Origin of the sequence: Acetomicrobium sp. UBA5826 (assembly GCF_002433005.1) — a bacterium.
In the GTDB taxonomy this organism is placed as follows: domain Bacteria; phylum Synergistota; class Synergistia; order Synergistales; family Acetomicrobiaceae; genus Acetomicrobium.
Map to the genome: position 1 here is coordinate 39,749 of NZ_DJHF01000018.1, position 15,413 is coordinate 55,161.

At 47.2% G+C, this 15,413-nt stretch carries 14 protein-coding genes; all 14 read right to left on the reverse strand.

Going from position 1 to position 15,413, the window contains the following annotated elements:
- Positions 1-19 precede the first annotated feature (19 nt).
- The 14 genes from B3N34_RS05980 to B3N34_RS06045 all read right to left on the reverse strand — a co-directional run bounded on the left by B3N34_RS05980 (position 20) and on the right by B3N34_RS06045 (position 15,412).
- Positions 20-1,471, reverse strand: a complete 1,452-nt coding sequence (locus B3N34_RS05980) for a radical SAM protein (protein WP_286975773.1) — start codon at positions 1,469-1,471, stop codon at positions 20-22.
- A gap of 30 nt (positions 1,472-1,501) precedes the next feature.
- Positions 1,502-1,801, reverse strand: coding sequence for a hypothetical protein (locus tag B3N34_RS05985; protein WP_286975774.1), 300 nt, complete (start codon positions 1,799-1,801; stop codon positions 1,502-1,504).
- A gap of 143 nt (positions 1,802-1,944) precedes the next feature.
- Positions 1,945-2,841 (reverse strand): protein translocase subunit SecF, encoded by an 897-nt coding sequence (gene secF, locus B3N34_RS05990; protein WP_286975777.1) that lies wholly within the window; start codon positions 2,839-2,841, stop codon positions 1,945-1,947.
- On the reverse strand, positions 2,841-4,244 hold the full coding sequence (gene secD / locus B3N34_RS05995) for a protein translocase subunit SecD (RefSeq protein ID WP_286975779.1): 1,404 nt from the start codon (positions 4,242-4,244) through the stop codon (positions 2,841-2,843). The genes secF and secD overlap by 1 nt, the downstream gene beginning before the upstream one ends.
- 96 nt (positions 4,245-4,340) lie before the next feature.
- Positions 4,341-4,640 carry a preprotein translocase subunit YajC gene (gene yajC / locus B3N34_RS06000; RefSeq protein ID WP_414632102.1) on the reverse strand — a complete coding sequence of 100 codons (300 nt, stop codon included), beginning with the start codon at positions 4,638-4,640 and terminating at the stop codon, positions 4,341-4,343.
- Between the two features lie 81 nt (positions 4,641-4,721).
- The gene (locus tag B3N34_RS06005; protein ID WP_213697294.1) at positions 4,722-5,366 is read right to left on the reverse strand and encodes a redox-sensing transcriptional repressor Rex; all 645 of its coding nucleotides are present in this window, start codon (positions 5,364-5,366) and stop codon (positions 4,722-4,724) included.
- A complete protein-coding gene (gene eno, locus B3N34_RS06010; RefSeq protein ID WP_286975781.1) occupies positions 5,363-6,655 on the reverse strand; it encodes a phosphopyruvate hydratase in 1,293 nt (430 codons plus the stop codon). The genes B3N34_RS06005 and eno overlap by 4 nt, the downstream gene beginning before the upstream one ends.
- Positions 6,656-6,682: 27 nt before the next feature.
- A complete protein-coding gene (locus tag B3N34_RS06015) occupies positions 6,683-6,952 on the reverse strand; it encodes an RNA-binding S4 domain-containing protein (RefSeq protein WP_286975782.1) in 270 nt (89 codons plus the stop codon).
- Between the two features lie 206 nt (positions 6,953-7,158).
- Positions 7,159-8,304, reverse strand: a complete 1,146-nt coding sequence (locus tag B3N34_RS06020) for a hypothetical protein (protein ID WP_286975784.1) — start codon at positions 8,302-8,304, stop codon at positions 7,159-7,161.
- Between the two features lie 90 nt (positions 8,305-8,394).
- Positions 8,395-9,615 carry an RNA polymerase sigma factor RpoD gene (gene rpoD, locus B3N34_RS06025; RefSeq protein ID WP_286975787.1) on the reverse strand — a complete coding sequence of 407 codons (1,221 nt, stop codon included), beginning with the start codon at positions 9,613-9,615 and terminating at the stop codon, positions 8,395-8,397.
- The gene (dnaG, locus tag B3N34_RS06030; RefSeq protein ID WP_286975790.1) at positions 9,612-11,366 is read right to left on the reverse strand and encodes a DNA primase; all 1,755 of its coding nucleotides are present in this window, start codon (positions 11,364-11,366) and stop codon (positions 9,612-9,614) included. Before dnaG ends, rpoD begins: the two co-directional genes overlap by 4 nt.
- A gap of 100 nt (positions 11,367-11,466) precedes the next feature.
- Positions 11,467-13,428 (reverse strand): sodium-translocating pyrophosphatase, encoded by a 1,962-nt coding sequence (locus B3N34_RS06035; RefSeq protein WP_213697289.1) that lies wholly within the window; start codon positions 13,426-13,428, stop codon positions 11,467-11,469.
- Positions 13,429-13,660: 232 nt separating this feature from the next.
- Entirely contained in the window at positions 13,661-14,296 is a 636-nt protein-coding gene (locus tag B3N34_RS06040) for a molybdopterin-guanine dinucleotide biosynthesis protein B (RefSeq protein WP_286975794.1), read from the reverse strand.
- A gap of 21 nt (positions 14,297-14,317) precedes the next feature.
- Positions 14,318-15,412 carry an AI-2E family transporter gene (locus B3N34_RS06045; RefSeq protein ID WP_286975795.1) on the reverse strand — a complete coding sequence of 365 codons (1,095 nt, stop codon included), beginning with the start codon at positions 15,410-15,412 and terminating at the stop codon, positions 14,318-14,320.
- Between the last annotated feature and the right edge of the window lies 1 nt (position 15,413).

Below are 15,413 nucleotides of genomic sequence, written 5' to 3' on the forward strand. Positions count from 1 at the left end.
CACCTTCAGTCCATAAAATTTACCTCTCGACCTTTGTGCCACAATTAACGCATCTTTTCTTATACCTTCCCTTAATATCGGGGTTATCCTCCTTTTCAAGGGTTTTCAGGTATTTTTGGCGTTCTCTTTCCTCCCAAATCGGATCGTAAATATCCTTCATCTTTCTGGCGTATTCGTCCAATCCAGATGCAAGCTCATCGAGAAGCTTGTCGGCCCCGGGATGCGTGGGATGTGCTCCGTACTCTATGACCAATTCCCTCAGCACTGCCGGATGGTCTATGATAAGGCATGGTCTGAGTAAATTATCATCGTCGTAAGGTTGCCTCGAACGTATCGCCTCGAAGAAAGGACTAGACAGCACCTCAACGAGGCTTTTCTCTCTTATGTTGTCTACGGCAAAATGACAGAACACGCAGGGCTCGACATCTCCGTTGGATATCACGTGCAGGTAACGAAAACCGGCGGCAATGCAGCCATCAACATAGGGGCCGTCGTTCCAGAAGTCGCCCAAGAATATGGGGTACTTCGACCTCCACTCTTCAACTTTTTTCTTAAGGTGAGCTCGCTGCTCAGGTGTTGCCATATAAGAGAGATCGGGGTTGAGACCGGTTGGGATATATTGGAAGAACCAACCAACCTTACAACCCTCCTCGAGCATGCGCTCGATGAACTCGTCGTTGGAAATGTATGAGGCGCTGGAACGGGTACATGTCGCACTGAAGCCGTAAAGCACACCCTTCCTCCTAAGCCTTCTGTAGGTCTCTATGATCTTGCTGTACATTCCCGGGCCTCGTCTGTATTCTGTCTCTTCCGGCGTTCCTTCGATGGAGATCATGGGGGCCACATTTCCGAGCTCCACCAATTTGTCTGCAACCTCATCCGTAATCAACGTCCCGTTGGTATATACTTGAAAATAGCAGTCGTCATGCTTTGCCCATATATCGAAAAGGTCCTTCCTCGTAAAGGGCTCTCCTCCGGATATAGTGAAGAAGTACATTCCTAATTCCTTAGCCTGCGTTATCAGGTCATCAATTTCACTGGCAGTCAAATCGGTCGACGTGTCATAGGATCCGGCGTAACAACCTTTGCATTTCAGATTGCACCTCATAGTCGGGCTGATCACCATAAAATTGGGTATGTGTATATCAAGCTCTCTCATCTTTCTGTCTCTTATGCCGCGAGAGAGGACCATGAAATTAACTATAAGGTTCACGATGAGCTTCTTTCGACAGTTAGGATGAAGCTCCTGGAATACCCTTCTAAATACGCCAACAAAGGGATGGTTTTCTCTGGCCATTTGTGCCATTTCCCTGAAAGTTTCCCGTTGAAATTTTGCCGGCGCCAAACGAGAAATCGTATCGAACAGCGAAGCTAGCTTTTCGTCATTTCCCTCTTCAACCAACTTGACGACCTGGTTCAAGAGGGCAATCGAAACCATTCCCTTTAGTCGATCCGTTAAACTCATAACCATCGAAAACGCCTCCTTTAAGCTGGCACAATCCTAATTGCAAGTGTTTTCTCTTTCCTCCAAGGCTTTCACCCTTGCCTCTAATGCTTTAAATTGCTCTATTGTAACCAGGGGTAAAAAGGAGAGAAATTTCTCCATCTCGCTTTTAAACCCACGGATCAACGCCTCACGTCTTCTTGCAAGCTCTTCCTCGAGCTGTCCTATCACCCTATCCATTGCCCACTGCTCCATGGCGCCCTCTTCAACCAGTGTGCTCATATAAGACTTACACAGAGATACAAGGTCGTCGCTAACGCCAAATCCTCCCAAAATCAACTGAATTACCGAATCCATATAGGACGACCTCCTTTTTATATTGTAAGCATTTACATCAATTTTAATTCTAACCCAAAATACAATTTAAACAACCGGGGCGAAAATTCGTGCCTAACCAACTTTTATGCAAACGATTGCCCGAGGGCCTGAAACTCAAGAACTTAACGCCCCTGCGACAGGGTTTTACCGCGCGACCTCATGTTCCACTCGACAACCACCGTTCCCGCTATATATATGGAGCTGTAAGTGCCAACTACGATTCCAACCAATAGCGCCATAGAGAAATCTGAGATAGCTTTACCGCCCCACAAAAAAAGCGCCAGGACGGGGAAAAAGGTCGTCAAAGACGTATTGATAGTCCGCGATAACACCTGATTGATCGAGCTGTTGAAGAGATCGACAAAAGCCATCCCCTTTGGGTTCTTCAAATTCTCCCTAACCCTGTCAAATACGACTATTGTATCGTTGATGGAATAACCTACAAGGGTAAGCATGCCGGCAATAAAGGGCATGGATATCTCCTGAAAGGTCAAGCTGAAAATGCCCAGCGTAATGATCACGTCGTGAACGAGGGCGATTACTGCGCCTACCGCAAACCTCAACCTAAACCTTATGGTGATGTAGGCAAGCATGGCAAGGAGGGCGAAGACGGTCGCAAGTGCCGCGCTCTTGCGCAATTGACTCCCCACGACTGGACCGACCATTTCGGCCCGCAGCACTCTGAAGTCCTTGCCCGTACTACCCCTTAGAGAGTCCAAAACTTTCTTTTGGTCGCCCTCCCTGTCGCTTTTTACGCGGATCAAAACGCCTCTATCGCTATAAGGCTGTATGACAGCCCCACCGAAACCGGCCTCATCCAAAGAAGCTCTGATCTCCGAAACAGATAGGGGGGAATCGAACTCCAGCTGAAAAAGCATTCCACCGGCGAAGTCTATGCCGAAATTTAAACCCCTTGTCGCCAGCAAAAGGAGGCTCGAGATTATCAGGCACAAGCTGAGCCCCAGAGCTATTTTTCGGTATTTCATAAAATTAAAGTTCGACTTCAACTTAATAAACATTAGGATCTCTCCTTAGAAGCGGGGAACAATAGTTTTTGCCGCTTAGATATGAGGATTCGCAGCAAAACCCTGGTTACGAAAACGGCACAAAAAACACTCGCCAGAATGCCTATGCTCAAGGTAACAGCAAATCCCCTGATTGGCCCTGTGCCGTAATAGAAAAGGAAGACAGCCGCGAAGAGTGTAGTCAAATTGGCGTCAATTATTGTGATAAAGGCCTTTCTAAAGCCAGTATCGATCGATGCCATGACGGTCTTTCCGCTCCTGAGTTCTTCCTTTATTCGTTCATATATCAATATATTTCCATCTACGGCCATACCAATGGTGAGGATTATCCCGGCTATCCCAGGCAAGGTAAGGGTTGCCTTGAAACTGGCCAAACCCGCAAGCAACAACAGTATGGTCATCACCAAAGAGATATCAGCCACTAACCCCATTGCAGAGTAATATACGATCATAAATATGAAGATCAAAGCAGCCCCTATAAGACCTGCCTTTACCCCCGATCTGATGGAATCTGCGCCCAACGTCGGCCCTATTGACCTCGTCTCCAGGATCTCTACCGTTACAGGTAATGCTCCTGCTCGAAGCATTATGGCAAGCCTTTGGGCTTCGTCCGTGGTAAACCTGCCGCTAATCTGCGCCTCTCCGGCACTTATCCTCTCCTGTACCACAGGCGCAGATATGACAACTCCATCGAGGAGGATGGCTACTTGCTTGCCTATGTTTTCGCGGGAAAGTTCGTCAAAAAGGTCCGTACCCTCCTTGTTAAATTTGAGAGTCACCACAGGTCTTCCCAAATTATCGAAGGCTACTCTGGCATCCGTCAAATGCTTACCCGTAACCTCGGCAGGGCCCAATAAATAGATCCTATCATCCTCTCCCCTTGCAACCGTAAAAGAAGGATCGCTTTGGCTGCGAACCCGCAGCTCCTCCTCCAGGGAAAGGGATTGATCGCGATACTCCTGCCACCTTTTTAATGCAGATTGATATTCCTCATCAGTGTCGTAGTTTTGCCTTTCGGGCTCTCTAGGTATTGCTGGCGTTACATCCACCACAGGTCTAAACTCAAGCATTGCCGTCTTCCCGATCAGTTCGATGGCGGCTTCGGGGTCATCCAGTCCGGGCAGTTCGACAACTACTCGATCGCCGCCCTCTCGCTGAATGACGGGTTCAGCCACACCATACTGATCGATTCGATTTCTCAGCACGGCTATCAAACGTTCGATGCTATCACCTGTGATCGGGTTATCCGGCGTTCCCTTGGCCTGCAGCAGTATATGAACCCCGCCCTTGAGATCCAAACCCAGCTTTATTTTTTCGCCCGGAGGATATACAGCCAAAACAGAAGCGATCAGAATAACCAGGATCAGTATTATTTTCCAGCGTTCATGTCTGGGCAATTGATTTCTACCTCCTAAATGAAAAAGCAGCAACTAATATAATTTCGCTAGAAAAAACATCGCGTCCTATCTATCGAATTGCATATTTTATTATTTTTATCCTGCCGTCGCCTCTCCTGCTTCTCCACCGCCACGTTTCATTGATATGGCATTCTTCAATACCCTTATTTTTACTCCGTCGCTGACTTCAATGATGAAGCTATCGTCTTTAACGTCTCGCACTGTACCGAAAATACCTCCTGCCGTGACAACCTGATCTCCGCGCTTGATGGAATTTAACATATCCTGGTGCTGCTTTTGGCGCTTCTTTTGCGGTCTTATCAGCAAAAAATAAAATATCACAATAAATAGCAACAATGGCCACATCATACCCAACAACCCAGCTTGTCCGTTCAAGGAAATCCCTCCTATATTAATAAAAAATTAATTAAATTTACGTCTAAGTTAATAAATATCTCGTAACAATGCAAAGATCTTTTAACCCCAAATATTTCCTCCCATTTCTTTCAGCTTTATATAAAAAAGTAATTTCTCGAGTTCTACAAATATATCGACATTGTAAAGTATAATATGCTCCGACACAACCAAAGTGGTCGGCGCAAAGTTGAGTATCCCCTTAATGGGAGCGCTCTCGGTCGCCTTATCGACGACATCCTGGGCTGCCGAAGAAGGCGTGGTTATGATTAAAACTTCTACACCTTCATCATTTAGCACTTGAGGCATATCCTCGACGTCATAACAGGGAATACCGTGTATTTTGCGGCCTATTTTGGCCGGATCTATGTCAAATAGCGCAACAATTCGAAACTTATCGCTCTCGAAGGCTTTATAGCCCAACAAAGCCTCCCCCAGGTTTCCAATGCCTATCATGGCTATTTTCCAGGTCTTCGGTGGGGCGAAAATTGTATTAAGATGGCTATATAACTTCTCTACGTTATACCCTACACCTCTTTTCCCTATTTCTCCAAAATAGGACAGATCTTTACGGACTTGGCTTGCCTTGATACCGAGACCGTCGCCGATCTCTTGGGAAGAAATTACCCTTTTCCCAGCTTCTCTACAACGCTCGAGATAACGAATATATTGCACCAATCTCTCAACTGTTGGCTCGGCTATTCTCATCTCTCTGCCTTCCTTCCTCTAAAGGTTTTCAGCCCGGCAAACAACGCAAGATCGCCCAAATCTTCTGCGATCCTTAAAAGCTGATTATATTTAGCCACTCTATCTACACGAGCAGGTGCCCCTGTCTTTATTTGGCCCACTCCAACGGAAACTGACAGATCACTGATGAAAGGATCGTCCGTCTCGCCAGATCTATGGGATATTATTGCTGAATAGGAATTCCTGACTGCCATGTCTATTACTTCGAGAGTTTCGGTCAATGTCCCTATTTGATTGAGCTTTACGAGCACTGCATTGGCCATTCCTTCCTCAATACCCACAGCAAGCCTCTTCGGATTGGTAACGAAGATATCATCGCCCACCAGCTGCATTTCACCACCGAGGGCCTGGGTCAACATCTTCCAGCCCTCGAAATCGTCTTCCGCCATGCCGTCCTCTATGGACACGACAAAGGGATAATTTCGGCACAATTTCACGTAATACTCAACTAACTGTTCGGGGTTATAATTCTTTCCCTCCCCCTTGAAGCGATAAACACCATCGTCGTAAAGCTCGGAGGCAGCCACGTCCAATGCTAAACTAATATCTTCTCCAGGTTTATATCCGCAGCCGGCAATGGCTTCGACCAAAACCTCTAAGGCTTCCTCGGCACCGGCCAAATCGGGCGCAAACCCCCCCTCGTCGCCTACGGATGTATTTTTACCTTTGTTCTTCAGCAGCTTCTTTAAAGAGTGATAAACCTCCGTCCCCATTCTAAGAGCTTCGCCAAAACTTTCCGCACCATGGGGCACTATCATGAATTCCTGCATATCCAGATTGTTATCGGCATGAGCTCCTCCGTTTATAACGTTCATCATCGGAGTGGGCAAGAGGAAGGGACCCAATCCGCCAATATATCTCCACAGCGGAAGTTCCCTTTCCATAGCTGCCAACCTCGCCACAGCCATGGAAACGGCAAGGATTGCGTTCGCTCCCAGGTTGCTTTTGTTTGAGGTACCATCCAATTCGATCATTATATTATCTATAAGCGCCTGTTCGCCAGGATCGATCCCTATTATTTCTGGAGCTATCTTTTCTTTGACATTGGCTACAGCTCTACGAACGCCCTTACCCCCGTAACGTCCGTCTCCGTCCCTTAACTCGACAGCCTCATGCTTTCCGGTAGAGGCACCGGAGGGGACTGCTGCCCTTGCCATTAATCCGCTATCCAGCCAAACCTCTGCTTCAACAGTAGGATTACCCCTGGAATCAAGAATTTCGCGAGCATTTACGCCAACTATGTGGCCCATCAACTTCACCTCTCTTAAATGATCAGGTTAAGGTATATCCTTGTGTTCTACTGCATGCTCCTCTAATACTTCGTAACTGCGATTGCCCTTTTTCAACAATAGCTCATCGTTACATATAACCGAAACCTTCAAAGTCCTCCTTGGGAAGGCAACCTCAACTATGTCGCCCACCTTTACCATAGAAGAAGCTTTAACAGGCCTGCCGTTTAATCTTACCACGCCTGCTGCAATCATCTCTTGCGCCACTGAACGCCTTTTTACAATACGGGATATCTTTAAATACTTGTCGATCCTCATTATCTATGCCCCTCTAGCGACACAAACGCCTTAGAAATGAGTATAAATATAACACAGGCGCCGATCAACACAAAGATTTTAATTTCGCATCAACATTAGGTTCATGTTAACTTATAATCCAAATCTCATAAACCGATGTTATGTATTTTAACAAAAAACAAAGCCGAGCGGGGACATACTCTTTGCCGCTCGGCTTTGTTTTCACATTATATTAAGAAGCGTAAAGTTGCTCCTACGCCTTCATACTCCCTTAAAGGAGACTCGCCCCCAATCACCCTCACATCGCCATCATCGCACAAAGTCTTGTAGATCAAAAGATCTATTACATCCTCAACGTCTTCCATCCTGCCATGGCACAAGGGGCAGAGATCCTCGTCCAAGCCCAATGCACCACAAGAAGAACACCTTTTGCCGGCTATCTCCTTATGGCTGTCGACAATGAGCTTATGTATGGCATGAAGATTGGAAGCGTGAATTACCCCCCTAAGCCCGGCAACGGCCAAACCACCCTTTTCATGCTCCGTTATGAGACCATCGATCAAGTTCGAGCTCTCGACTACGAAGGTCTGAAGGGCATGATCGGCAACAGCATCGACTACCGCCTTGGGCTGATCGGTAATTCCAAGATTTTCCAAGACTTCGACGGGAATTCCGGTAATTATCTCTTTAAGAAGATCGGCAACGACCAAAGCGTAATTCGTGTTGCCTCCCACCAATATAATCGAGTAATTGTCTTCATCGTAGAGGGCTCTCATGGTTGCCCCGACGTTTTTCAAATGTTTTTCCACGTGATCTTCGACATGTCTTTTAATTCTCGTTTCTTCGAGTCCATACCACCCTGCAGATTTAACCTTGGGGGGCACATCCTCTTCAAGTGTCATGAGCTTATCGACGGAACTTGCGTATACCCTGAAAAATGTAGCCCTTCTGGCCTCAACGACCGCAGCGAGGGCGAGTTTGTGAGGGGACAGGGTTTCGACAAGGGGCGCCAAAAAAGGGTGGTCCAGAAATTTTATTTTATTCACTACCAATATGGGAAGTCCTATAAATCGACGATAATCTCCATGCAGGTCAGCAAAACAGGACACTCCTTTAGCTTCGCTGAAACCGCCGTGAGATAGTTCGTCGCTCAACTCATTAAATAGCGAAGCGACGGTTTCGTTACATTGTTTGCAATTAGCATCTCCGCAAACGTATTTCACCTCCTCGGAGGCCTTTTTTTGAAGATTTTTAAGATCGATCAATATCTCTTTGGCCGACCTTTGCGCTCTATCGCAATCAACGTACAGCGACATAAGAAAGGGCTTCCCTTCGCATTCCCTCAACAATCCTTTGACTACGTCTTCGAACATCAATCGCACCCCCTCTTTAAAAGTTACCTTATTTCATACTTCGCCTTCTTCAATTACAACCCTCATCGATCACATTAAGTAATCCTTTCTTTATTCTAAATAATCTCGCAACCTTTTGCTCCTGCTGGGGTGGCGCAATTTACGCAAAGCCTTGGCCTCAATTTGTCTTATCCGCTCTCTGGTAACGTTGAAGCGCTTGCCCACTTCTTCCAGAGTATGGGCATGGCCATCTTCCAGGCCAAATCTCAAACGCAATACCTCTCGCTCTCTCTCGGTCAGCTCGCCAAGCATCTCTTCCAGTTGTTCCCGCAATAATTGACCAGCCGTGGCGTCTTCCGGATTAGGAGATTCCTTATCCTCCAAAAAGTCTCCCAGTTGGCTGTCTTCCTCTTCCCCTATAGGCGTCTCTAGAGAGACGGGCTCTTGGGCAATTCTTTGAATGTCCTCGACTTTCTCCGGCGGCAAGCCCAAAGCCTGTGCTATTTCCTCTATGGTCGGTTCTCTACCCAGTTGTTGTACCAACTGCCGAGAAACTCGAATGAGCTTGTTTATTGTCTCCACCATATGCACGGGAATTCTGATGGTGCGCGCCTGGTCGGCAATTGCCCTCGTAATGGCCTGTCTGATCCACCACGTAGCATAGGTACTGAATTTGAATCCCTTTCTGTAATCGAACTTCTCTACGGCCCGTATCAAACCAAGATTGCCCTCCTGGATCAGATCCAGAAATGACAAGCCTCTTCCTATATACTTCTTTGCTATACTTACGACGAGACGCAGGTTCGCCTCTATGAGCTTTTTCTTAGCCTCTTCGTCTCCCTCTTCGACCCGTTTCGCCAGCTCCACCTCTTCTTCCGGAGTAAGCAGAGAGATCTTTCCTATCTCTCTCAAATACATTCTCACTGGGTCGGATATGGAAACACTTTCTATGTCCGAAAGTTCTTCCAGACTCACTTGAGGGAGAAGTTCGCCTTGCCTGATCTCTTGAAGTTTATCTTCTTCTTTAACATCTATTCCCAATTCCAAGAGATTGGAGTAAACGTTGTCCATTATATCAGCCTCACTAAGGGCCTCCTGGGGCAAATATTTTTCAAGGTCATCATATGTGATAAAGCCCTTTTGTCGCCCCTCCTGCAACAGTTCGCGGATATTTTCTATCAATTCTGCCATTTCGTGACTTTCCACGTCTTCGAATTCCTGTGGTTCCTGATCCACGATATTCTCGTTACGCTCCTTTTGTCTGTCTTCGCCTTCGAATTTTTCCGACTTTTCAACATCTTTATCTTTTTTGCTGTTGTCTTTCCTGCTCATCTGTCCTCCTTTCCTCCTTTCAGCAAGGAAGCTATCCTTCGCATTTCCTTTATTTCATCGTAATTGGCTTCTCCTTTGAGCATCTTCGAATAAAGCTCGTCATATCTAAATTTAATCGATCTCAACCTCAGTTCGCCTACAATTACGTCCCATGGGCTTATTCCTTCCTCGAATTGTTCGCAAAAGGCGTTACCCAGGGCCAACGTTTGCAAGGGGAAGAGGTCCCCTGAATTCAACCATCGTTTCTCCAATTCTTCGGTGGATTCGCCGTTAATTAAGGCCGCAACCAGAGTTTTTATCCTTTCGTCTGAAATTAGAGGGTATATCTCCTCCTCCCTCAAATGATGCCTTTTTTCTAGATCATTCCATAGAAGAGCAAAAAGAGCCGCTTCTTTTGCATCGACCGCCAAACTTTTTTCATCCTGTTTCTTGCATCCATTTATATATACGCGAGATTTGGCCGATTTCCTTTTTTTTTCATCTTCAGCCCTGGTTTTATTTGCCCCAAAGTTCAACAGCATATTCTCCAAGGCATGCCTAGGAACCTCCAAGGCAGCAGCTATTTGGGGCATAAAGGGGGCAAGGTCGGGCAATGAAATCCTGGAGAAAGATTCTAGCAATTCCTCTACAGTTTTCTTTCGCAGAGAGAGATCTTTTAATGCTTTCTCTCTTATTTTTAAATGATAAAGAGGAAGATGGAGGCTTTGACTTAAAAGGTCCTTGAAGGCCCTCTCCCCCTCCTTCGATAAAAACTCATCCGGATCGGCATCATGGGGCAAGACAACTACTTTTACCTGTAAACCCGAAGCTTGCAACAGATACATCCCCCGTATTGCCGCTTCCTGACCGGCCGTATCGGCATCGTAGCAAACGTAACAAACATCGGCAAATCTGCTTATCAAATTTGCCTGCTCCTCGGTCAATGCCGTCCCCAGAGACGCTACGGATTCGCCAAACCCCGATATGTGCAGTCTGATTGCATCCATGTAGCCTTCGACCAAAATAGCCCGCCCCTTCTCACGCATGGCATCCTTGGCGACATTAAGCAGATATAGGCATCGTCCTTTATGAAACAGGGGGCTTTCCGGCGTGTTGATATATTTGGCGCCCTCACCCGCTATGGAACGTCCTCCAAAGCCAATTAACCGACCCATTACATCCCTAATGGGGAAGATTATTCTACCTCTGAAACGATCATACAAACCCCGTTGACCTTCGATAACCAAACCGCATTCGATGGCAGCTTTCGAAGGAATGCCGGCCTTATTGAGGAGGCGCCACAAATAATCCCATGAAGGAGGCGCCCACCCTATCTCAAAGCGGGACCACCACTTCTCCGATAGTCTCCTCTGAATTAGATACCTTCTGGCAACTTCTCCTCCTGCGCTTTCCAGGCTGTCACGGTATATCTTAAGTGCTTTCTCCATTACTTCGCTTAAGCTCCACTCGTTACGCCTGGTTTCATTGCTTTCGATTTTGATTCCAACTCTGTTGGCAAGCAATTCAATGGCATCGGGAAAGCTCAGCCCCTCGATCTCCATTACAAAAGATATGACATCACCGCCTTTGCCGCAGCCGAAACAATGAAAGAACTGCCTATCGGGCATAACGTAAAAAGACGGGGTTTTCTCGCTGTGGAATGGACACAGAGCTCTATACCCTTTTCCTACTTTCTTTAATTGAACATAATCGCCTACAATGTCCAATATGTCGAGCCTTCTTTTTATCTCTTCTATTTGAAATTTATCCAAACCAACCCCTCCAAAGCCAAAAAGGGAGGGAACAACATCTGCCCTCCCTAAAATTTCCGATAAAACTGGGTTTTGTCAACGGCGAATATTTAAGCGGCAGTTAGATTAGCAGCGGGGCTATGACGAGAGCGATGATGGACATCAACTTGATCAATATGTTAAGGCTTGGACCGGCCGTATCCTTAAAGGGATCTCCCACAGTATCGCCGACCACGGCTGCTGCATGGGGAGGTGTACCCTTGCCGCCCAGATTGCCCTCTTCGATATATTTCTTAGCGTTATCCCAGGCTCCGCCAGCATTGGCCATGAAAATAGCAAGCATCACTCCCGTTACGATAGAACCGGCAAGCAGTCCGCCCAAAGCAGAAGGGCCCAGAAGCAAACCCACAATCACCGGAGAAAAGACCGCCATCATCCCGGGAACGACCATCTCTTTAAGGGCCGCCTTTGTAGAAATATCGATACACCGTTCGTAATCAGGTTCCTGCGAGCCTTCCATGATGCCCGGAATATCTTTGAACTGACGCCGCACTTCTTCGATCATGCTCTGTGCAGCCCTTCCAACGGCTTGAATAGCCCTAGAGGAAAACACAAAAGGCAGCATCCCGCCTATAAAAAGCCCGATCAAAACTCGAGCATCCATTAGATCTATATACTTCAAACCGATAGCGCTGGAGTAGGCTGAAAAAAGTGCAATGGCCGTCAAAGCAGCAGAGCCTATCGCAAGACCTTTACCCACCGCTGCAGTGGTATTCCCTACTGCATCCAACCTGTCGGTGATCTTTCTGACATCGGGCGACAAATGGCTCATCTCCGCTATGCCGCCAGCATTGTCCGCTATGGGGCCATAGGCATCGACGCTCAACGTCATTCCCGTGATGGCAAGCATGCCTACTGCCGCACAGGCGATGCCGTACAAACCTCCCGTCTGAACGGCTACGAAAATAGCCGCACATATCAATAAAACCGGCCACATAGTCGATTTCATTCCCACCGCAATCCCGGTCAGAATGTTGGTCGCATATCCCGTCGTCGACGCGTTGGCAATTTCTTTTACGGAAGTGTAAAAAGAAGAAGTATATATCTCAGTTATATAACCTATGGCAACTCCGCAGATGACTCCAGCCAAAACTGCCCAAAAGAGGGACAAATCGCTGAACACGGCCATCGTTAAAAAGAAAGAACCGATTATCATCAAAATGCCCGTAGCAAAAGTGCCCTTTCTAAGGGCGAGCTGAGGATCTCCCTTCTCTTTGATCCGGACGAAAAAGGTTCCTATGAGCGCCGATACTATTCCTATCGCTGCAAGCAAGATCGGAAAGGACACACCGGTAATGCCAAATATGCCGGCTCCAATAGCCATAGCAGCTATGATCGAATTAACGTACGATTCGAAAAGGTCCGCACCCATGCCGGCAATATCTCCCACATTATCGCCCACGTTGTCCGCTATGACGGCAGGATTTCGGGGATCGTCCTCGGGAATTCCGGCCTCCACCTTGCCGACCAAGTCGGCCCCGACATCGGCTGCTTTAGTGTAAATGCCACCCCCGACCCTTGCAAAAAGCGCTATAGAGCTTGCTCCAAAGCCAAAGGCCGTGATAATGTTCGGATCCCTATATAGCAAAAAGGTAACTATTATTCCTAAGATTCCTACGCCAACCACGGTCATGCCCATGACGGAACCGCCCGAAAAGGCAATCTTTAAGGCCTGATTCATGCCAGTAGTGGCAGCAAAGGCCGTCTTCCCGTTGGCCCTCGTAGCCACCCTCATACCCAAAAAACCGGAAACGGCGCTACAGACGGCCCCCAACAGAAAGGAAACCGCCATGGGAAGGCCCAACTTCCAGGCCAAAAGGCAGGCCACTACGATCACGAAGGGAATGAGAGCCCTGTACTCTCTATACAGAAACGCCATGGCACCTCTTTGGATAATGTTCGAGAGGTAATTTATCCGATCATTATCCACTTTATATCCGTTTATGCGATTAACTACTATAACAGCGTATAACAATGCTACTATTCCCGCGCCTATTGAAGACCACAACGCAAATCCGTTCATTGCCAGATCCCTCCGTTTACGATAATTTCAAGCCCGCCTTTGTTTAGGCGGGCGCAACTGATCATATAAGAAGCGACCCTAATTATATGCAGGTTACCCTAAATTTGCAAGATCGAATCCCATTTCGCATTGGTTAAACATGACAACGCCGCTATATACGGCGACCTTCAGGAAGGAGCGTTTCTTAAAGTTCATGCAGGAATTAATAATGTCCAAATATCTGAAAAAGTTATTATTTTCTATCCTCCGGAATTACTAATAACACCTCGCCCTTTTCATCCTCGACACCTTTCAATGAACCTATCATACCCCTGACGGTTCCGACGATGAAATCCATGACGAAATCGTTCAAGCCTATTTTCTGCCCTCCTATATACAGTAAAGCACTTTCCCTTCTGCTCCCCCTTCTCTCGACGATCCACTCCGCCAACTGACGCTCCTGCCCCGACCGAAAATGTGGCAGGGCAGGAAGGACGTCGTCGGTGCAATTGAAGAGGCAAAAAATTCCCTTTACTTCACCTGAGGGAGGCTCTTTGCCAACCCAAATCTTAGGGATGGGCAGCGATTTCCCTCCCTCCAATAGGATTAAATCTCTATCAGGAAAAAACTTCTTCTCGATCTCCTCTAAGGCAATACGATTACCCTGGACTTCGACTCTAACCCCGTCTGCACCCCAAAGGGCTACCTCAACACCCAAGCCGGCAATTACCCCGCTGTCGGTGTCGCGACCGGAAATTACCTCATCATGACAGTGCTTTATATAGCCCACTTTCATTGAGAGCTCGTCTTTGAATATCTCGATCAGCTTTTTACAAAGCCCGGTCTTTCCGCTGTTTTTGTAACCACAAAGGGAAATCTTGTAGGCCATTAAATCTCCTCCTCCGAATTTTTACTCATATTCCCTTTTCGTACTCCAAATTCTCCTGTAACAATCCAGAAAGAATATAAACAATGACAAAACCATGGGGCCTAAGAAAATCCCAAGGAATCCCCACACGTGAATTCCGCCCACCACTCCCAAAAAGACTAAGAGAAAATGAACCCTGCTTCCCTCCGATATAAAAATGGGACGTACCAAGTTATCGATGGTGCTTACGACCAAAAGAGCCCAACCCGCCAATATTATGCTTTCTTTTACGTTGCCCATCAGAAAAAGGTAAATGGCGGCCGGAATCAAGACGAAGGGAGTGCCTATAAAGGGTATCATGGCACAGATAAAAAGAAGTACACCGGCCAATAGCGGTGCCGGCAGGCCTAAAAAGAACCAACCGGCCACGCCAAGGCAGGCCTGAATTCCCGCCGTCACCGCAGTCCCAATGACTACCGCTTTCATCATTCGCGTCGCGCTCGTGAAAAGGGATGCCCTCTCCTCCTTTGGCAGGGGCAGGATGTCATCGAGGTATTCTATGACCACGTGGCCATCACGAAGCAGGTAAAAGGTCGAAACCGATATGACGAACAATTGATAGACCATTTTAAAGGCATTGCCCAACAGGCCTCTGGAAAAATCACCAAGCGACGAAATAACGTAATTTACAGCTCGATGAGTGAGATCACGCAAAAAGGAAGGATCGCCTTTGATGCCGAAATATTGGATGACGTAATCGGGAAGCCTGTTAACTAACGATGCCCACGCCCCGGCAAATGTCTCCTGTATCGATTCGAGATTGTCGGAAAGGCTGGGGATGAATCTTAAGGCTTCTCTAGCTAAAGAAATACCTATAAAACCCATAGGGACACAGATTAGCAAGACTACGCACCCGGCGGTGATCAGTGCGGCCAAGTTTCTGTGCTTACCCCGAAAGACCTTCACATATAAAAGCTTGTTTAAGGGGTGTGAAAAAAAGGACAAGATGACAGACCACATTAGAGGACGCACTATTGGCTCCGTTATGGAAATCCCCAGCAGGGCCAAGAGGGCAAAGACGATCAAAAAGGGAAGATAGCCTCCCTGAGGTGATTTATTGGCAAACGACCCGTTCATG

Excerpts from the sequence above, each read along its gene's own strand:
- B3N34_RS05980 (WP_286975773.1), bottom strand. The coding sequence starts at position 1,471 with ATGGTTATGAGTTTAACGGATCGACTAAAGGGAATGGTTTCGATTGCC.
- B3N34_RS06020 (WP_286975784.1), bottom strand. The coding sequence starts at position 8,304 with ATGTTCGAAGACGTAGTCAAAGGATTGTTGAGGGAATGCGAAGGGAAG.
- B3N34_RS05985 (WP_286975774.1), bottom strand. The coding sequence starts at position 1,801 with ATGGATTCGGTAATTCAGTTGATTTTGGGAGGATTTGGCGTTAGCGAC.
- B3N34_RS06040 (WP_286975794.1), bottom strand. The coding sequence starts at position 14,296 with ATGGCCTACAAGATTTCCCTTTGTGGTTACAAAAACAGCGGAAAGACC.
- eno (WP_286975781.1), bottom strand. The coding sequence starts at position 6,655 with ATGGGCCACATAGTTGGCGTAAATGCTCGCGAAATTCTTGATTCCAGG.
- B3N34_RS06015 (WP_286975782.1), bottom strand. The coding sequence starts at position 6,952 with ATGAGGATCGACAAGTATTTAAAGATATCCCGTATTGTAAAAAGGCGT.
- B3N34_RS06005 (WP_213697294.1), bottom strand. The coding sequence starts at position 5,366 with ATGAGAATAGCCGAGCCAACAGTTGAGAGATTGGTGCAATATATTCGT.
- B3N34_RS06035 (WP_213697289.1), bottom strand. The coding sequence starts at position 13,428 with ATGAACGGATTTGCGTTGTGGTCTTCAATAGGCGCGGGAATAGTAGCA.
- B3N34_RS06045 (WP_286975795.1), bottom strand. The coding sequence starts at position 15,412 with ATGAACGGGTCGTTTGCCAATAAATCACCTCAGGGAGGCTATCTTCCC.
- secF (WP_286975777.1), bottom strand. The coding sequence starts at position 2,841 with ATGTTTATTAAGTTGAAGTCGAACTTTAATTTTATGAAATACCGAAAA.
- rpoD (WP_286975787.1), bottom strand. The coding sequence starts at position 9,615 with ATGAGCAGGAAAGACAACAGCAAAAAAGATAAAGATGTTGAAAAGTCG.